The organism is Pseudoalteromonas sp. 2CM39R (assembly GCF_023161845.1).
The window spans coordinates 41,171-58,807 of the sequence record NZ_JALNTM010000012.1; the positions used below are offsets into that span (position 1 = coordinate 41,171).

The following is a 17,637-nucleotide window of genomic DNA, read 5'->3' on the forward strand; positions in this document are numbered from 1 at the left end:
GAGTTTATTATATTACAAAAACGCTACAATATGTACATTTAACTTTAGTTTACGTAAAAATTTATTTTTAGCTTTTTAAGCTTAGCCAACTTGCCCAAATAGCAATTGCAAATTTAGTTTTAAATTAATACTTTAACATTAATTACCATCAGTATTATTTGTTAATTGAACATGCGCTTTGTTGCGAAAAACACATTAAAGCTATTTAAGATTATGACAATATCCAAACACCCTTTATATTTAAATATACTGCAGAATCATTTTTAGGTGTAAAGCATGACAAAAAAACAGACCACGCAATCAGCAAACATGCTTTTTAATAACAACCCCTACAATCCGTTATTTTTTACAACATTAAATAGCGACATATTGTTAGTCAGCTATTCAGCACTCAATACGCTTACAAATTACGAACTTCTGAGCCATTTTATACAAATCAATAATTATCAGGGATTGGTTATTTTTAATATTCCTAAAGATACTGATGTTATTTCACTAAAAGAATGGCCAAACTTAAAAGGTCTTTTTTATCAAGACACCAATGAAGAGCTATTCAACAGGGGGTTAGATGCAATTACACAAGGAGAATTGTGGTTTCCACGCACCATTAGTGATATTTGGATGCGCCAAATGCTCGATACAGAGCAAAAAAATGCTTTGCAAACAAGTAACCTAACCGATAAAGAAATTAAAGTGCTTAACCTACTCTTTAGTGGTCTTCATTCCAGTGCTATTGCTGATAGTTTATTTATAAGTGAAGCTACGGTTAGAGTACACTTACATAAAATTTATAAAAAAATAGCGGTCAAAAATAAACAGCAGGCAATTCGTTGGTGCCAAGATAACCTAAAAAATATAAATACGCGTTCATAACTAAAAAAACTAATTACTACTTAATGCGTACTGCAATAAACATAACCTCACCATAAATAACTCAAATAACTCAGTTGGTTACATTACCTTAGATAAAAAAATCCTTAATTTTCAATCACAGCCATGCGTTCTTGTTGCAAAAAAGTAGTGAAAAGTACTTAATTTATTAATTTTAATTAGAAAAAAGTTAATACTCATCTTATACTGCAGCGGGATACACATGAAATTAAATAGGATACACAATGAAAAAACTATCTGTAGCAGTAGCAATTTGTTGCGCACTTGCCACAAGTAACGCGAGTGCTGAAGTTCGTATTAATGGGTTTGCTTCTATTGTCGGTGGTAAGTCGCTCGATAGTGATCAAACGTTATATGGATATGATGATGATATTTCATTTAAAAATGAAAGCGTGTTTGCTCTTCAGCTAACCGCTGACCTGCAAGAGAAGCTATCCGCTACAGCGCAGATAGTGGCTCGCGGCGAAAATGATTTTGACGCCGACTTTGAATGGGCATACTTAACTTATGAGATATCTGACGAATTACAAATCAGTGCTGGTAAAATGCGTGCACCTTTTTATCGCTACTCTGACTTTTTAGATGTTGGCTATACCTACCGCTGGGTGCGCCCACCTCAGTCTGTATATAACTTACCGTTTTCAACCTATGAAGGCCTAAGCTTATTACATACAACTCAACTTGGTGATTGGGACTCTACTCTTCAGGTTATTTACGGCAGCTTCGATGATAACATTGCCGTAGTATCTGTTAACGGTGATACCGAGCTTAACGACATTGCAGGGTTAAACTGGACATTGAGTTACGATTGGTTCAGTGCTCGCGCTGCTTACTTTGTTGCTGAAACAAGTATTGAGATTGAAAATGATACGGCCGAAGGTATGGCGCTTAATGGCTTAGAACAAGCCCTTCGTAACTCAGGTTTTGTTGATCAAGCAAACAGTATTGCTATTGACGAAGACGATGGTGCATTTTTAGCACTTGGCTTTTCAATTGATTACAACAATATCTTGTTCGACGCTGAATACACACAGTTTGAAGTAGATAACAGTGCGCTCGCTAAGCAAACTCAATATTACACATCTTTAGGCTACCGTATGGACGACTGGCTTGTTCATTTAACCTATGAAAACAACGATGATGAGCATGATAGTAATCGTTATAATGCACTACCAAATGTACCGCAGTTAAATGCTGGGCTTAACCAAGTTTTGGAAGGCTCTAAAGCTAAGAGTAATGTATACACGATTGGTGCTCGTTATGACTTCCACCCAATGGCTGCCTTTAAAGTAGACTTTAGCCGCCTAAAAGATGATATCTCAAATACTGAAACTGACGTAGTTGCCGTTGGCGTTGATTTAGTATTTTAATTGGAGCGAATGATGAAGAAATTAATTTTAGCCAGTATGTTAACACTATGTAGTACTGCAGCATTTGCTGAAGTTGCAGTAATCGTTAACCCAGCGAATGCCAATGCAGTAAGCCAAGACGATATTAAAAAAATATACCTTGGCAAGAGCAAATCGTTTGCTGATGGCACCAAAGTAAACCCTGTTAACCAAAATGGTACTGCGGTAGCTGATGAATTTAACGACAAGCTTGTTGGTAAGTCAGGCAGCCAGTTAAATGCTTATTGGTCAAAGCTGGTTTTTACTGGTAAAGGCACACCTCCAGGTAAACTGGATAATGACCAAGCCGTGATTGATTTTGTAGCTGCTAATACAGATGCGATTGGCTATATTGATAGCGCTAAAGCAAGTGATAAAGTCAAAGTAGTAGGCAAGTATTAATCTGCTAAATTAAAAATAAAAAGCCCGCAATAAATACTTTATTGCGGGCTTTTTTATGCCTATTATTTACAACCTTAATAAAACATTAAAATATCGCCTTAACGACTATTCATCAATTTTAAACTTAGCAGTTGCATCTAATAAGTTATCTGAAAGGTAATGTAAGTTTTTAGCCACATCTCTTACGGCTTTGAGTGAGCTCATCGTATCTTCAAATGAAACATGCATATTAGATACGTTGTCTACAACCATTGCGGCTACTGAGGTTTGCTCTTCAGTTGCTGCTGCAATTTGCGAGTTCATACCATTAATTTCTAGTATTTGCTCGGCTATTTTTTCAATCGAAACACCGGTTTGCTCTGCTGCACTGGCATTATCGGTTGCCATATCTCTTGCAGAGGTCATAGCCGTCACAGATTCATTGGCAGCGACACTTAGCGTACTTAATAACTCACGAATTTCATTGGTTGACTGTGCAGTGCGTGATGCAAGCTCACGGACTTCATCAGCAACCACAGCAAAGCCTCGCCCATGTTCACCCGCGCGTGCAGCTTCTATTGCGGCATTTAGGGCTAATAAGTTTGTTTGCTCGGCAATGGATGTAATCACATTTAGTATTTGCGATACATTTTTAGTGTCATCGGCTAACTTATTAATGGTGTTGGCCGCTATATTAATTTCATCGCTTAGAGTGCGCGATGCGTTAACAGACATTTTTACTTGAGCACGGCTTTGATCTACTTCTTTTTCTGCTGTTTGCACGGCATTAGACGCGCTTGCTGCTGATTGTGAAATATCGCCAACACTTTGCTTCATCTCTTCCATAGACTGTTTAACAACATCGGCATCGGTAGTTTGCTTAGTGGTTGCTCGCTCAGCTCGCTCCATTCCCTGTACAAGACGGGTTGAGTTTTCCATTAACGGTTCACATACCGCGATGACTTCTAAAACTGTTTCTCTAAGCAAGCTAATGAATGCATTAAAGTTTATTGATACCTGACCTATTTCATCTTCAGAGTTAACGGCAAGCTTTGTACTTAATGACCCTTTACCACTTGCTAAAAGACTCAGGTTATTAGCGGCATCACTGGCTGATGAACCAATATTACGTGCAATCCAAATAGCCATAAGCAACAACAGTGTTAATGATACAACCGCAACAACCAGCATTAAGTTAAGTGCATCATCTGAGCGTGCTTTTGTATTAGCAACAAGCTGGAAGAAGCGATCATCTGCTTTTTGCTGCGCACTTTTAAAGCTAGTTAAAACAGCTTCATAAAGGCTTGTTTTAAGCTGAGCCTGTTGTTGTATTTTACTAAAATCAGCCGTGCCATTAACCATACCGTTGGCAATCGTTGCAGATATTTTCTCATAATTAGTCAGTCGCGTTTTTGTGTCGCTATTAATATAAGATGCATTAATTGTTTCTATTGCGTCTATATTCATGATGAGCTGCTGGTAAGTTTCACTCGCTTTTGTTACTAAATCTTGCTCGCCAAACGTTACAGCCTGAGTATATAACTCATCTAACTTTTCTAAAATGCTTACATTAGCCAAGGTTAATTTGGCAACTTTATAAGAAGATTTCTCCATTTCATCAAGTGATATGCGATTTTCGTTCATAGCAAAGTAATTAACCAAAACAATTACTAAGAATGCGATTATCGCTATAGATGTAATTGCATGTATTTTTTTAGTAATGCTGAGGTTTTTAAAAGAGAAACCTGAAGCCATATTAATTTACCCCGTTTAATTATCTATAGTTATTATCGGCTTAAGATACAAAAATGTTAACTTTATTTTTAACTTTTGATGCTTTTTATACATAAAGTTAAATATACAGTAGTATTCTTTCATAAACACTTACAATTGAAATATAGAGTGTTCTACTCAATGTTCAACATTAATCCAAAAAGAGTTGTTTAATATTTTAAATTTTAGGCACAAAAAAACCAGTAACATTGCTGTTACTGGTTTTTATATTTGGTGCGGATGGGGGGACTTGAACCCCCACGCCCGAAAGCACTACCCCCTCAAGGTAGCGTGTCTACCAATTCCACCACATCCGCATTTTTTAAGCTATTGCTTAGCGTTAAGTCTTAAAGCTAACTTGAGGAAAGAGAGCAACTTAACAATTTAAACTAATTAATTTGGTACGTCAGAGCTTTGCTCTTTAGTTGATGTTACTGGAACATCTTCTTCAACTGGCGTTACAGTTTCAACAGCTGGAGCCGCTTCTAAGTTTTCCCATTCGTCAGTCTTTTTGATTTGACCGGCAGTTAGGTTACCTAAAACAATACTTAACACAAAAAAGATAGTTGCCAGAGTTGTTGTCGTTTTCGTCATAAAGTTACCGGCTCCAGAAGAACCAAAAACAGTAGACGATGCGCCTGCACCAAATGATGAGCCCATGTCAGCACCTTTACCTTGCTGGATCAAAACCATACCAACAAGCGCTAGAGCTACAATTAAATACACTACTAGTAAAATTTCGTACATCTTATACGGTCCCTTTTGCACTATTGCAGATAGCAGTAAATGATTCTGCTTTTAGACTTGCGCCACCAATTAGGCCGCCGTCTATATCTGTTTGTGCAAATAATAATTCGCTATTTTTTTCATTTACGCTACCACCATATAAGATGGTTAGCCCTTGTGCTAAATCGCTGTCTTGTGAAGCAATTTTGTCACGGATAAATTTGTGAACACTTTGTGCCTGTTCAGGCGATGCAGTCTTACCTGTGCCTATAGCCCAAACGGGCTCATATGCTATCACAGATTCTTTCAGTGCTGCTACACCTAATTTGTTAATTACTGCGTCAATCTGCGCAGCAACTACCTGTTCTGTTTTCCCGTTTTCTTGCTCTGTTTCACTCTCACCTACGCATAATATGGGTGTTAAACCTACTTGTTGGGCGCGAGCAAATTTTGCGGCTACGGTATCGTTACTTTCTTTGTATATACTGCGGCGCTCTGAATGACCGACCAATACATATTTTGCACCTAGCTGTTTTACCAACTGGGCATCTACTTCACCAGTAAAGGCACCTGGCGTATTCTCTGAAACTGTTTGTGTCCCAGTAGTTACACCACTTGCAATCATTGCTGATATCAGTGGAAACGGAGGAAATAAAACAATGTTTACTTCAGAAGATTTAACATTGTTAATAGCATCAGACAGTTGCTCAACGAGTTCTAATGAACCATTCATTTTCCAATTGCCTGCGACCATCGCCTTGCGTGTTGCCATTTTTCCACTCCACATTAGAAAGCGGGCGAGATATTAACTCGACTCGCCCAAAGTTACAAGAGGTTATTGTTATCAATCAGTTTGTTTGCTCATAGATTCGACAACCGCTGCTATTTTCTGAGCGCTATCGATAACTATTTTTTCTTGTTCCGCTTCAACCATCACTCGTACAACAGGTTCAGTACCTGACTTACGAAGTAATACACGGCCTTTATCTGCTAAGCTTTGCTCTACTTCAGCCACAATAGCAAGCACTTCTGGTGCTTGGGTTGGATCGGTACCAGCAGTGTATCGCACATTAATCATTTTCATTGGGTACTTAGTAAATCCAGCGCCTAAATCTTGAAGTGTACGGTTTTGAGCTACCATAGCAGCAAGTACTTGTAAGCTTGAAATGATGCCATCGCCAGTGCTAATCAAATCTAGATTTAAAACATGACCTGAGCTTTCGCCGCCTATTTTCCAGCCTTTTTGCTGCAGTAGTTCCATCACATAACGGTCACCCACTTTGCTACGAGCAAAAGCAATATTTTTGGCTTTTAACGCATTTTCAAGACCTATATTCGACATTACAGTACCAACAACTCCGCCACCTAGGTTGTCATCTTGAGCGGCTTGGCAAGCAATAATGTAAACTAAATCATCACCATCAAATACGCGGCCATTATGATCAACCATCATCACCCGGTCGCCATCGCCATCATAAGCGATACCTACATCTGCTTTATGCTCAAGTACTTTTTGCTTTAGTGTATCTACGTGAGTTGCACCACATTCATGGTTAATATTAACCCCATTTGGCTCACACGCATGGGTGATCACCTCAGCACCAAGCTCTCGCATAACTGAAGGTGCTATGTGGTAGGTTGCACCGTTGGCGCAATCTAAAACTATTTTTAGCCCTTCAAGTGATAAGCCTTGTGGAAACTGACTTTTACAAAACTCTATATAACGGCCATCAGCGCTAGATAAGCGTGTTGCTTTACCTAGCTTATCAGAGGCTACACAGGTCATTGGTTCGTCAAGCATGGCTTCAATTTGCAGCTCTACAACATCATCTAGCTTTAGGCCTTGGCCATTAAAAAACTTAATGCCGTTATCGTAATAAGGATTATGGGATGCGCTGATCACAATACCCGCTTCTGCGCGAAACGTTTGCGCTAAATAAGCAACGGCAGGCGTTGGCATAGGGCCGAGTAAAATAACATCAATGCCGGCAGCAATTAGACCAGACTCTAATGCAGTTTCAAGCATGTAACCAGAAATACGAGTATCTTTACCAATAATGACTTTTTTTGTGCCATGTTGTGATAATACACGCCCTGCAGCCCAACCTAATTTCATTGCAAACTCAGGATTTATAGGCCCTTGACCTACTAAACCACGCACACCGTCTGTGCCAAAATATTTTCTTTCTTTCATTTAAAGTACTCCTTGTTTGCAGGCTTGATATACGCCAAGCACGTCTGCGGTTTCTTTTACATCATGCACACGGATAATATGCGCACCGTTTTGTGCAGCTATTAATGCGCCAGCTAAGCTGCCTGCTAATCTACCTTTTGTATCTCTGTTGAGTAAATTACCAATCATTGACTTACGTGATAACCCCGCAAGCAGCGGTAAGCCAAGCTGCGCATAGTCATTAAATTGAGCCAATATTTGATAATTGTGTTTAAGTGTTTTTCCAAATCCAAAACCAGGGTCTAATATTAACTGGCTTTGTTTTATACCAGCAGCTTCGCATGCGGCGATACGCTGGTTAAAAAAATCATTTATCTCGCTTGCTAAATCATCATAGTGAGGAGCGTTTTGCATACTTCGCGGTTGTCCTTGCATATGCATTAAGCACACGACTACGTCAGGATATTGAGCAACCACCTCTATTGCACCAGGCTCTTGCAGTGCTCGCACATCATTAACAATATCGGCACCTGCTTCAATGGCTTGACGCATGACTTCAGCTTTACTGGTATCGATTGAAATAACGCAATCACTTTGCTCACGAATAGCATTAATAAGTGGGATAACGCGTTGTAGTTCATCTTCAAGGCTGACATCGGGAGCACCCGGGCGTGTAGATTCACCACCGATATCTAAAATAGTCGCTCCCTCATCAAGTAACTGCATCGCATGATTGAGTGCTGCTGTTGTATTAAAAAACTGGCCTCCATCTGAAAATGAATCAGGAGTAACGTTTACTATCCCCATAATAACGGGTTCGCTGAGTTCAAGCACTCGACCACGTGCAAGGTTAATTTTATTATTCATCGCTAACCCTAAAATATGTTTCTGCAGTGTAATACCAACTCGTTATGATACTTAACCATTTTAAGCGAGGAAAGTCGGACGGTAACAAGGCACGGCTTTCCTATCCAAAGTAGCTAACTTTATTAAGCGCATTGGTATAATTTATTAATTACAGCAAACTGATACAAAAAAGCCCCGAACTTCGGGGCTTTTGGATACGTTATTTTAACGATTATTCCGCTTTATCATCAAGGTTTGTTTCATCTTTTTTAGAGTCATCTTGTTTAGAGTCGTCGTTTTTAGATTCGCTAGTTGGTTTTTGTATTTCATCAACTGCTTTATCTTTAGAAACATCTTCCTTTTCAGGTTTAGCTTCATGACGGTCATGCGCATCACGTGGTTCACGTACTGGCTGACGCGCCATTAAATCATCAATCTGTTTCGCATCGATAGTTTCATACTTCATCAGTGCATCTTTCATTGCGTGTAAAATATCAATATTTTCTTTCAGTATTGATTCTGCACGTTGATAGTTGCGGTCTGAGAACAAACGTACTTCTGCATCAATTACTTTAGCTGTTTCGTCCGACATGCTCATAGAACGACCACCGCCGCCACCCATGTACATTTCGTTTTGATCTTCAGCATAAAGTAATGGACCTAGCTTTTCGCTTAAACCCCATTGTGTAACCATTTTGCGAGCAATGTCAGTTGCACGTTCGATATCGTTACTTGCACCTGTAGTTACTTTGTCTTCACCATAAATAATGGCTTCTGCAATACGGCCACCATAGAGGCTAGAGATCATAGACTCAAGTAGCTCTTTAGAATGACTAACACGGTCTTGCTCTGGTAAATACATTGTCACACCTAGCGCACGGCCACGTGGAATAATAGATACTTTATAAACCGGATCGTGCTCAGGCACCATACGACCAACAATGGCATGGCCTGCTTCATGGTAAGCAGTCATTTCTTTTTCTTGCTCACTCATCACCATGGTCTTGCGTTCAGCACCCATCATGATCTTATCTTTTGCAGCGTCAAATTCAGCCATACTAACAACACGTTTATTACCACGTGCTGCATAAAGAGCCGCTTCATTCACTAAGTTAGCAAGATCAGCACCTGAGAAACCAGGTGTACCACGAGCAATCACTGCCGCTTCAACGTTATCACCTAACGGTACTTTACGCATGTGTACTTTTAGAATTTGCTCACGACCACGAATATCTGGTAAACCAACCACAACTTGACGGTCAAAACGACCAGGGCGAAGTAATGCTGGATCTAGAACATCCGGACGGTTAGTCGCAGCAATAACAATAATACCTTCATTGCCTTCAAAGCCATCCATCTCAACTAGCATTTGGTTAAGCGTTTGCTCACGTTCATCATGACCGCCGCCCATACCTGCGCCACGCTTACGACCTACTGCGTCGATTTCATCGATGAAGATGATACAAGGCGCTGCTTTTTTAGCTTGTTCGAACATGTCACGTACACGTGATGCACCAACACCCACAAACATTTCAACAAAATCGGAACCTGAAATAGTAAAAAACGGTACTTTTGCTTCACCGGCAACCGCCTTCGCAAGTAATGTTTTACCTGTACCTGGAGGACCAACCATAAGTACGCCCTTAGGAATACTACCGCCTAATTTTTGAAATTTAGAAGGATCACGTAAAAAGTCCACCAGCTCGGTTACATCGTCTTTGGCTTCATCACAACCAGCTACATCAGCAAAGGTCGTTTTAACTTGATCTTCACTCATTAAGCGGGCTTTACTTTTACCAAATGACATGGCGCCTTTGCCACCGCCACCTTGCATCTGACGCATGAAGAAAATCCACACACCAATTAGCAGTATCATAGGGAACCAAGAAATGAAAATGCTTGCTAAAAACGATTGTTCCTCAGGTTTTACACCTTTGACATTTACATCGCTTTTTAACAAATCATTTAAAATATCTTTATCATAAATCGGCATAATCGTTTGAAAACGCTCGCCACTATTTTTTATGCCAGTAATTGTGCCACTGCCACTTTCAATAGACACTTCTTGTATAGAGCCACTACGGGCATCTTTAACAAATTGACTGTAACTTGTTTGACGATCAACTTGATCGCCGCCATTAAAGCTCTGAAATACTGACATAAGCACAACTGCAATAACCAGCCAGAGTATTAGATTTTTCGCCATATCGCTCAAGGGGTTAACCTCTTGTATCCAATTAATTTAAATTCAACTAAACGCCAAGCAACTGTACTACAGTTTGTATCCAGTCGCTACTATATATACTTCCCGAGAACGGGGACGCGAGGCATCCGGTTTACGTATCTTCACTGCTTTAAAACTATTACGTACATCTTGCAAATACTGATCAAAGCCTTCACCTTGGAATACTTTAACAATAAACGCGCCATTTTTCTTTAAAACTTGGTGACACATATCAAGTGCAAGCTCAACCAAGTACATGCTACCCGCCTGATCAACCGAGTTATTACCACTCATGTTAGGTGCCATATCAGACAATACCACATCTACATTTTTACCATCAATACGTTTTAACAGCGCATCAAGTACAGCTTCTTCACGAAAGTCTCCTTGTAAAAAGTCAACACCCGCTAATGAATCCATAGGTAAAATATCACACGCAACCACTTGACCTTTGTCACCTACTTTTTCTGCTAAGTATTGTGACCAACTCCCTGGAGCTGCGCCTAAATCTACTACTGTCATTGCTGGACGCAATAACTTATCTCTGTTTTGAATTTCGTCTAATTTGAAAACAGCTCGAGAGCGCCAGCCTTTTTTTTGCGCTTCTTGAACATATTTATCATCAAAATGTTCTTTAAGCCAACGCTGTGAACTGGCTGACTGTTTTTTATTTGTCATAAATTAACACGCAACTAATTAGTAATATTCTCTAGATGGCGTTAGAATACCCTTAATTCAAGCCATATTCAGCAAAATTTGTAATATCATGACATTATCAAACAAACAAAAGCAGTTTTTAAAAGGCCAGGCACATAGCCTTAAGCCTGTAGTTTTACTAGGTTCTAACGGTTTAACCGAAGGCGTAGTAGTTGAAATCCAAAGCGCACTAGAAATTCACGAATTAATTAAAGTGAAAGTGCCAACTGACGATCGTGAAACAAAAAAGCTTATTTTTGATGCCATTGTTCGCGAAACAGGGGCCACCAAATTACAAACAATTGGTCATACGATTGTGCTTTACCGTCAAAGCCCAGAGAAAAAAATTCAGTTACCTCGCGGCTAATAGCCCGTTGTAAAGCTATAAAAAAACCAGCCGCGGCTGGTTTTTTTTATAAATGGATTAAAAATCCATTATTCGCAAGTTTGCTTTATAGCTGCCATGCTCAAGCCTACTAAGTGAGTAATAGTGCCCGTACTGCCCCTCATCCATATTCTCAATAGTTTGGTTACTCAATAACGAAGCTAATTGCGGCGTGGTGTTACTATGCCCTATAACCACCACAACGCCGTCTTGTGCCAACAACTGATTTTTCAATGTCGTTAAATCGGCAGCATTATAAGTAATAACTTTAATATTAAAATACCTAGCTAAAGGCGCTGCAGTGCTTAATGTGCGGTTATAATTACTACTGTATAACGTAATGTGTGGATGGGTTTTAACTAGCGAAACCAAATGCTCAGCACGCGCCTGCCCTTGGTCTGTTAAATATGGATTACTGCCTGTTTGTTTTTCACTATGGCGAAACAAATAAAGCTGTTCAGGCGCAGAAAAAGCAGGGTGGCAAACGAGTAACAATAATGCTACCCATGCTGATTTTATCAATGAGCTCATTGTTTTTTGCCTCGTTTGTATGCCAATAAACGGTCTATGAATTCAGTAGTGAGCTCATTAATCAGCCCAGTTTCTGCATTTAAAATCAAACTAAAGCCTACATTTAAGTGCGGAAAAACCACTAAGTCACTGCGGTAGCCTTGCACCCAACCACTGTGATAATAAAGCGTTTCATCATCATAGTCATACACACGCCAGCCTAGCCCATAGTAGGCTTCGTTCATGTGCTCTCGCCATACTCGTCTGTAGCGTTCTTTTTTAGTATGAGTATAAGGGCGTGTTTGCGTGGCCAATGCATCTAAGGATAATACCGATGGATATTGCCCTAATTGCGCATTTAACCAAATAGCCATATCTGACGCACTGGCGTTTACCCCTGCCGCGGGTGCAACTTTATAATAATTCTTTTTTAAGCGGGCGCTATACCAACGTTTTTTGCCACGCACGTGAGGGTGTGCATAGTTATTATCCTGCACCATGGCATCGTAACCCAAACTAGCATCATTCATTTCTAGGGGAGTAAAAAAAGCCTCATTAAGCCACTGGGTATAGGTTTTGTTGGTACTTTTTAAAATTACGTCGTCTATTAAGCTAAACATTACATTTTGATAGCCATAGCAATCACCAGGGTCACAAATGGGTTTAACACTCAATAGTTTTTCAACAATGTCCTTATAACCCATCCGCGATTCGATTAAATTATCGTAAGCGTTAGGAACTAGCCCACTAGAATGGCTTAAAATATGAAAAACTTTTAAATCATCTTTATAGTCAGTTTGCTTAAAATCCGGTAAATAATAACTAACAGGTAAATAAAGGTTGAGCCGCTGTTCATTTGCGAGTTTAGCCGCTAACGACCCTGCAAATGTTTTCGATACGGAGGCTAAACGAAATCGAGTGTGCGGGTTAATTTTTTGCCCACCGCGCACCTTTGTATTGCCCATAGTATGGATGTAGTCACGTGCTTGTGAGTTGACAATGGATAGCGCCCCTCCTGGGATTTTTTTTATTTTTAGTTTTTTTTCTGTATAGCGTCCATAACTTTTAACAAATGCTTCCCAATCAGGATCTGTGCTTGCGCTCGCCTGTAAATGCGTCCCGATAAGGAGCACGGCAAAAAAGTAAAAGGGTAAGGTGTTAAAATACTTCATTCTTAGCTAATTTTTCTTTTTTAGTCATAATCAACCGTTATAATATCATGAACTTTTACTCGGACTAACGTACAATATGTCCGATTAATGGCTTTTGAGTGGATGTAAAATATTTATGCGTTTTTTAGTTGTATCACTTTTTATAATATCAGCGTCAGGTTGTGCTGTCGTTAAACAACCCGCAGAGCCTTTAGCAATGCCTGCAAAGCCTATGCTTAAGAGCCAAACTTATCAGTTAAAATATGAAACTGAGCATGCTTCACCAAAAGTGAAGTCGGTACAATTACCTGCCCACAACGTGAAAAAAAATCAAACTGTTAGAGTAATCGTAGACCGTGCAAGTGTTACCGACACTTTGGTCTCTCAAATAAGCCAAGCCTTAATTGATAAACAGCTTAAGGTGACCACTAGCGAGAATAGCGATTACACGTTAGCAATTCATCAAGTTGATCTGGAATTTATAGATGACGCCAAGTACACCCTAGCACAACCAGAAAAGCCATATTCACTGTTTTCAAAAGTAGCGCAGCAATTTCCGTCCCAACAATGCGCCAATATATTAGCCCAAGTTAGTATGCGACTTACTCACAAAGCATCGGGCGATGTGGTGTGGTTTGCTAAATCATCAATTGACAGTGCAAGCTTTCATCGTGAACCTTTAGTTTATAGCTTTAGCGAAGAAAAGAAGATCACTAATGAGCTAGAAGTTGTTGCATTTATACACAAGCACAACACCGAACAGGCTCGTCTTAAACGAGCTGAGCTTAATAATGAAGTAACGGCCCCTGCTTATAAAACCATTACAAAACTGAGTCGTTTAACTAAATTAAATGGGCCATGTACACGCACTGAAATAAGTGCTCTCACACCTATGATGCAATTTTACTTAAGCAGTATTCTTATTGATAAAATTAAAGTTCAGTAGTTGTTAGGACGACCGCTACATTTTTTTACAGATTTAGCTAAGAGTTTGACAATATACTACCCTTTTTAGCAAACTCTAATTAAGGTTCCAAGGATGACGTATACTTCTCTTAAACAGTCTTTTGGTTGTGCGGCCTTATTAGTTGCCGCTATTTTTAGTGCCCAAAGCAGCGCCAGTAATCGTTACTATGCCGATAACACTTTGGAACCCACCACTGGTTTTGCCTGGGATTGGAGCGCTGGCGCAGGTTATTACATTGAAGACTCTTATTTAGTTGGCATGAACTCCTATGATGTTGGTGCAGAACTAGATTTGAGTATTGCAGTTTCTTACGATAATTTTTATCTAGATTTTGACCATAATCAGCTCAGCGGTGGACTTGTTTTAGGCTATAGCTTAATTAACAAATATGATTGGGGTCTTGATTTATTAGGCACCAACATTCAAGCAGGTTTTGATGAACAAGGTTTAGGCTTTTATAACGACGGAATAATTGATCCACTGCGTGGTATAAAAAAGCGTAACTATGATTTTGACACCGGCCTTCGATTAACACGCCGATTTGAAAACTCACAAATTTCATTTGAATATTTACATGATATAAGCGGTGCTCATAATGGTTGGGTTGCCAATGTGTTTTTCAGCCATATTCAACCTTGGCGCAATTGGGAGTTTCGCTCCGGTATTGGCTTAAGTGCCTACTCTGCTGATTTTACAAACTATTACTTTGGTATTGATAGCGATGAAGCAAACGCAGCACGCCCTATTTATAGTACCGATGCCAGTACCAGTATTATGTTTGAATTTCATGCTGAATATCCCATCAATCAAGATTGGGTATTTTTAGCAGGCTGGTTAACCACATGGTTTTCAAAAGAAATTGAAGACAGCCCAATTATTTCCCAAGGATATCAACACAAAGCCAAGGTAGGCCTGCGTTATGTACTTTAGATTTTTTTACTGTTTGTTGTTTACATATTCGGGCTCTTTGCTTGCAGCCACTACACAACCACCCAGTGAACTTACTGCCGTTCCCGATACCTGTGTAGCCTTACGTGAAGGGCGTCAATGTTATGCCGATGTTGTCTTATCATGGCAGCAACCAGAGGTAGGAAATTATTGTTTACGCGATGCGACCTCAAAATACATTATGCAGTGCTGGCTTAAACAGCGACAAGGCTCACTTAATTACGCCTTTGATTCAACCCAGAGCATTTCATTTGAGCTGTTTGATAGTAATACATCGCAAGTGATTGCTGTAAGCGAAGTTAAACTACAATGGGTGTATCAAAATAGACAAAAAAAGCGGCGTTGGCGGTTATTTTAGCCACACACTATAAACATCATTCAGGTATACGAAGAAAGCTTATGGATAATTACGGTACTATTCTACTGGTTGAAGATGATATCTCTCTTGCACAATGGGTAACTGAGTATTTAACTGAGCAAGGTTATATTGTGCATGTATGTCATCGCGGTGATGAAGTTATAAGCCAAGTAAAGCATTTAAACCCACAACTTATTTTACTCGATATTATGTTACCAGGTCTTGATGGTATTAGTGTATGCCGTGAGTTACGCAGCTTTTATCAAGCTCCTATAATTATGCTCACCGCACGAGATGAAGAAATGGATGAGGTCATTGGGCTTGAAGTCGGTGCCACAGATTACATTATAAAACCTGTTCGCCCTCGTGCACTGCTTGCTCGTATTAAGTCGGCTTTACGCTATAGCAGTGACACGCCTAAAACTGATGCTCAAGAGAGCATGATCAATATTGGTCAATTAAGTATTGATACCGAATCTCGTAACGTTACACTCAACCAACAAGATGTGAATATTTCAAGCGCAGAGTATTTATTACTGCATTATTTAGCGAGCAACGCTGGGCAGGTTGTATCACGTGATGCGGTGTTTAAAGCAACCAAAGGTAGAGAGTATGACGGCCTAGATAGAAGCGTTGATGTGCTTATTTCTGCTTTGCGTAAAAAGTTTAATGATGATCCGCAAAAACCAGAAAAAATAAAAACTATTTGGGGGCGTGGTTATTTGTTTGTGACTACAGCGTGGTAAGTTTTAATGCCTGAGCGCTTAAAATAATAAGCGCGACAATAATAAAAGTCACTTCAATACACCCAGCCTATTATGGAATAGCATCAATGAAAAAGTTTTATATTTCACTACTAGGCAGTGCGCTGCTTTCAATTATTGTTTTAGGTTGGCTTATTGATGCATTTAGCCAACAAGCACATGCACCTTTGGATGAGTTTAGCGTTCAAAGCCAGATTATTGTCGGGTTAAGTAAACAGCTCACAGCTATAAAGCCACAGGCACGACCAGAACAGGTAACTAAGTTAGCCAAAGATTTTAACCTGACTCTTAACTACAAATTAAATCAGTCGCTAGCATTACCATCAGCGCTATTAGATAAAATGCAAACTCAAGGCGGGTTAATACTTGAGGACGAGCAAGGCTTTTACATGCTCTACACTAATGATGCATTAAGCCCTTACCATTTAACCATGCGTTTAGATAAACCTTATGAGAACATACAGCGAAACGACATAATTTTAACTTTGTTATTTTATACTGGCTTATGTGTTTTTATGGGCTTTATTATTACCCCTTTAGCAAAACGTCTTACAGTATTAAATGATGCGGCAAAACAGTTCGCATCCGGTAATGTTAAAGCCCGAATTAAGCCCTCTCGCTTTACCTATATAAAAGATGTGGAACTGACCTTTAACCGCATGGCAAGTCAAATTGAAAAGTTAGTTGCTGAAAATAAACTGATGGCCTCAAGCCTGTCCCATGATATAAGAACCCCAATAGCATGCTTACGCTTTGGTGTTGACGCTGCACTTGATAGCCATGATGAGAGCAAAATAAAGCATTACCTAACCCGTATGGAAACCGATTTGGATCATATGGAGTCAATGTTAAAAAGCTACTTAGCATTTGCTACTTTGGAACAAAATGCCAATAAACTTACTTACTCATCAGCAAACCTTAAACAATATCTAAGTGATATTGTGCTGCAGCTTGAACCAAGAATAACCGCACGTTCGCTTAATATTTCTTTAGAATGTGATGATCATACTATTTTTGCTGACTTACATTGGCTAGCAAGAGCGATCGCAAACTTAATTAATAATGCCTGCGATTTTGCACATCATCACATTAAAGTAACCGCCTCGCTACAAGAGCACACTCTAGTCATCAGCATTGCCGATGATGGCCCAGGTATAGCTCAAGAAAACAATCAAAAAGTATTTAGCCCGTTCTTTCGTGAGCGCAGCCACCGTAATCGCAGTGACAACAGTTACGGGTTAGGATTGGCTATCGTTGCCAAAGTAGCCGATTGGCATCATGGCTCGGTAAAAGTGAGTAAAAGTGAGCACCTTGGTGGGGCCTGCTTTACACTTACGATTGCGCGGTTTAGATATTAATTAAACAAGTACCATCCGTTCTAACTAACGCAATATAATTAAAGAAATCGTGCTATTTATAATCAAAAAATGCACGTGTTATTTATATCTGAAAATAA

The 17,637-nt window shown here is 39.6% G+C and carries 18 protein-coding genes and 1 tRNA gene; 9 read left to right on the forward strand and 10 right to left on the reverse strand.

Features of this window, described 5'->3' with window-relative positions:
• Positions 1–276: 276 nt before the first annotated feature.
• The 3 genes from MTF66_RS23860 to MTF66_RS23870 all read left to right on the forward strand — a co-directional run bounded on the left by MTF66_RS23860 (position 277) and on the right by MTF66_RS23870 (position 2,681).
• A complete protein-coding gene (locus MTF66_RS23860) occupies positions 277–873 on the forward strand; it encodes a LuxR C-terminal-related transcriptional regulator (RefSeq protein ID WP_138622109.1) in 597 nt (198 codons plus the stop codon).
• 242 nt (positions 874–1,115) lie between these two features.
• Positions 1,116–2,261: a porin gene (locus MTF66_RS23865; protein WP_138622111.1), complete on the forward strand. Its 1,146-nt coding sequence runs from the start codon at positions 1,116–1,118 to the stop codon at positions 2,259–2,261.
• 12 nt (positions 2,262–2,273) lie between these two features.
• Positions 2,274–2,681, forward strand: a complete 408-nt coding sequence (locus MTF66_RS23870; RefSeq protein ID WP_010388011.1) for a phosphate ABC transporter substrate-binding protein — start codon at positions 2,274–2,276, stop codon at positions 2,679–2,681.
• Positions 2,682–2,786: 105 nt separating this feature from the next.
• On the opposite strand, the gene MTF66_RS23875 is transcribed toward MTF66_RS23870, so the two are convergent.
• From MTF66_RS23875 to rlmE, 8 genes are all read right to left on the reverse strand, one after another.
• Positions 2,787–4,415: a methyl-accepting chemotaxis protein gene (locus MTF66_RS23875; RefSeq protein WP_054201677.1), complete on the reverse strand. Its 1,629-nt coding sequence runs from the start codon at positions 4,413–4,415 to the stop codon at positions 2,787–2,789.
• A gap of 250 nt (positions 4,416–4,665) precedes the next feature.
• Positions 4,666–4,750: transfer RNA gene (locus MTF66_RS23880), tRNA-Leu, on the reverse strand.
• Positions 4,751–4,826: 76 nt separating this feature from the next.
• Positions 4,827–5,180: a preprotein translocase subunit SecG gene (gene secG, locus MTF66_RS23885; RefSeq protein ID WP_010388009.1), complete on the reverse strand. Its 354-nt coding sequence runs from the start codon at positions 5,178–5,180 to the stop codon at positions 4,827–4,829.
• 1 nt (position 5,181) lies between these two features.
• Positions 5,182–5,931, reverse strand: a complete 750-nt coding sequence (tpiA, locus tag MTF66_RS23890; protein WP_138622113.1) for a triose-phosphate isomerase — start codon at positions 5,929–5,931, stop codon at positions 5,182–5,184.
• A gap of 72 nt (positions 5,932–6,003) precedes the next feature.
• The gene (glmM, locus tag MTF66_RS23895; RefSeq protein WP_138622115.1) at positions 6,004–7,353 is read right to left on the reverse strand and encodes a phosphoglucosamine mutase; all 1,350 of its coding nucleotides are present in this window, start codon (positions 7,351–7,353) and stop codon (positions 6,004–6,006) included.
• A complete protein-coding gene (folP, locus tag MTF66_RS23900) occupies positions 7,354–8,199 on the reverse strand; it encodes a dihydropteroate synthase (protein ID WP_248528946.1) in 846 nt (281 codons plus the stop codon).
• A 211-nt stretch (positions 8,200–8,410) separates the two neighbouring features.
• Positions 8,411–10,384 carry an ATP-dependent zinc metalloprotease FtsH gene (ftsH, locus tag MTF66_RS23905; protein WP_041709666.1) on the reverse strand — a complete coding sequence of 658 codons (1,974 nt, stop codon included), beginning with the start codon at positions 10,382–10,384 and terminating at the stop codon, positions 8,411–8,413.
• 66 nt (positions 10,385–10,450) lie between these two features.
• Positions 10,451–11,080, reverse strand: coding sequence for a 23S rRNA (uridine(2552)-2'-O)-methyltransferase RlmE (gene rlmE, locus MTF66_RS23910; protein ID WP_010388002.1), 630 nt, complete (start codon positions 11,078–11,080; stop codon positions 10,451–10,453).
• 88 nt (positions 11,081–11,168) lie between these two features.
• On the opposite strand from rlmE, the gene yhbY reads away from it, so the two are divergent.
• On the forward strand, positions 11,169–11,465 hold the full coding sequence (gene yhbY / locus MTF66_RS23915) for a ribosome assembly RNA-binding protein YhbY (RefSeq protein WP_008112687.1): 297 nt from the start codon (positions 11,169–11,171) through the stop codon (positions 11,463–11,465).
• A gap of 57 nt (positions 11,466–11,522) precedes the next feature.
• Here yhbY and MTF66_RS23920 read toward each other — a convergent pair whose 3' ends face one another.
• Both MTF66_RS23920 and MTF66_RS23925 read right to left on the reverse strand, forming a co-directional pair.
• Positions 11,523–12,014 carry a histidine phosphatase family protein gene (locus MTF66_RS23920; protein ID WP_138622119.1) on the reverse strand — a complete coding sequence of 164 codons (492 nt, stop codon included), beginning with the start codon at positions 12,012–12,014 and terminating at the stop codon, positions 11,523–11,525.
• Positions 12,011–13,165, reverse strand: a complete 1,155-nt coding sequence (locus MTF66_RS23925) for a serine hydrolase (RefSeq protein ID WP_054201683.1) — start codon at positions 13,163–13,165, stop codon at positions 12,011–12,013. Before MTF66_RS23925 ends, MTF66_RS23920 begins: the two co-directional genes overlap by 4 nt.
• A gap of 115 nt (positions 13,166–13,280) precedes the next feature.
• On the opposite strand from MTF66_RS23925, the gene MTF66_RS23930 reads away from it, so the two are divergent.
• The 5 genes from MTF66_RS23930 to MTF66_RS23950 all read left to right on the forward strand — a co-directional run bounded on the left by MTF66_RS23930 (position 13,281) and on the right by MTF66_RS23950 (position 17,539).
• Positions 13,281–14,090: a hypothetical protein gene (locus MTF66_RS23930; RefSeq protein ID WP_010387998.1), complete on the forward strand. Its 810-nt coding sequence runs from the start codon at positions 13,281–13,283 to the stop codon at positions 14,088–14,090.
• Positions 14,091–14,183: 93 nt separating this feature from the next.
• Positions 14,184–15,041 (forward strand): MipA/OmpV family protein, encoded by an 858-nt coding sequence (locus MTF66_RS23935; RefSeq protein ID WP_010387997.1) that lies wholly within the window; start codon positions 14,184–14,186, stop codon positions 15,039–15,041.
• Positions 15,031–15,417, forward strand: a complete 387-nt coding sequence (locus MTF66_RS23940; RefSeq protein WP_010387996.1) for a DUF3019 domain-containing protein — start codon at positions 15,031–15,033, stop codon at positions 15,415–15,417. The genes MTF66_RS23935 and MTF66_RS23940 overlap by 11 nt, the downstream gene beginning before the upstream one ends.
• A gap of 41 nt (positions 15,418–15,458) precedes the next feature.
• The gene (locus MTF66_RS23945) at positions 15,459–16,163 is read left to right on the forward strand and encodes a response regulator transcription factor (RefSeq protein WP_138622122.1); all 705 of its coding nucleotides are present in this window, start codon (positions 15,459–15,461) and stop codon (positions 16,161–16,163) included.
• An 86-nt stretch (positions 16,164–16,249) separates the two neighbouring features.
• Positions 16,250–17,539, forward strand: coding sequence for an ATP-binding protein (locus MTF66_RS23950; RefSeq protein WP_138622124.1), 1,290 nt, complete (start codon positions 16,250–16,252; stop codon positions 17,537–17,539).
• Positions 17,540–17,637 lie beyond the last annotated feature (98 nt).

What these genes read in the sequence shown, in the direction of transcription:
- MTF66_RS23860 (WP_138622109.1), top strand. Translation starts at nt 277, where the DNA reads ATGACAAAAAAACAGACCACGCAATCAGCAAACATGCTTTTTAATAAC.
- MTF66_RS23865 (WP_138622111.1), top strand. Translation starts at nt 1,116, where the DNA reads ATGAAAAAACTATCTGTAGCAGTAGCAATTTGTTGCGCACTTGCCACA.
- MTF66_RS23870 (WP_010388011.1), top strand. Translation starts at nt 2,274, where the DNA reads ATGAAGAAATTAATTTTAGCCAGTATGTTAACACTATGTAGTACTGCA.
- MTF66_RS23875 (WP_054201677.1), bottom strand. Translation starts at nt 4,415, where the DNA reads ATGGCTTCAGGTTTCTCTTTTAAAAACCTCAGCATTACTAAAAAAATA.
- secG (WP_010388009.1), bottom strand. Translation starts at nt 5,180, where the DNA reads ATGTACGAAATTTTACTAGTAGTGTATTTAATTGTAGCTCTAGCGCTT.
- tpiA (WP_138622113.1), bottom strand. Translation starts at nt 5,931, where the DNA reads ATGGCAACACGCAAGGCGATGGTCGCAGGCAATTGGAAAATGAATGGT.
- glmM (WP_138622115.1), bottom strand. Translation starts at nt 7,353, where the DNA reads ATGAAAGAAAGAAAATATTTTGGCACAGACGGTGTGCGTGGTTTAGTA.
- folP (WP_248528946.1), bottom strand. Translation starts at nt 8,199, where the DNA reads ATGAATAATAAAATTAACCTTGCACGTGGTCGAGTGCTTGAACTCAGC.
- ftsH (WP_041709666.1), bottom strand. Translation starts at nt 10,384, where the DNA reads ATGGCGAAAAATCTAATACTCTGGCTGGTTATTGCAGTTGTGCTTATG.
- rlmE (WP_010388002.1), bottom strand. Translation starts at nt 11,080, where the DNA reads ATGACAAATAAAAAACAGTCAGCCAGTTCACAGCGTTGGCTTAAAGAA.
- yhbY (WP_008112687.1), top strand. Translation starts at nt 11,169, where the DNA reads ATGACATTATCAAACAAACAAAAGCAGTTTTTAAAAGGCCAGGCACAT.
- MTF66_RS23920 (WP_138622119.1), bottom strand. Translation starts at nt 12,014, where the DNA reads ATGAGCTCATTGATAAAATCAGCATGGGTAGCATTATTGTTACTCGTT.
- MTF66_RS23925 (WP_054201683.1), bottom strand. Translation starts at nt 13,165, where the DNA reads ATGAAGTATTTTAACACCTTACCCTTTTACTTTTTTGCCGTGCTCCTT.
- MTF66_RS23930 (WP_010387998.1), top strand. Translation starts at nt 13,281, where the DNA reads ATGCGTTTTTTAGTTGTATCACTTTTTATAATATCAGCGTCAGGTTGT.
- MTF66_RS23935 (WP_010387997.1), top strand. Translation starts at nt 14,184, where the DNA reads ATGACGTATACTTCTCTTAAACAGTCTTTTGGTTGTGCGGCCTTATTA.
- MTF66_RS23940 (WP_010387996.1), top strand. Translation starts at nt 15,031, where the DNA reads ATGTACTTTAGATTTTTTTACTGTTTGTTGTTTACATATTCGGGCTCT.
- MTF66_RS23945 (WP_138622122.1), top strand. Translation starts at nt 15,459, where the DNA reads ATGGATAATTACGGTACTATTCTACTGGTTGAAGATGATATCTCTCTT.
- MTF66_RS23950 (WP_138622124.1), top strand. Translation starts at nt 16,250, where the DNA reads ATGAAAAAGTTTTATATTTCACTACTAGGCAGTGCGCTGCTTTCAATT.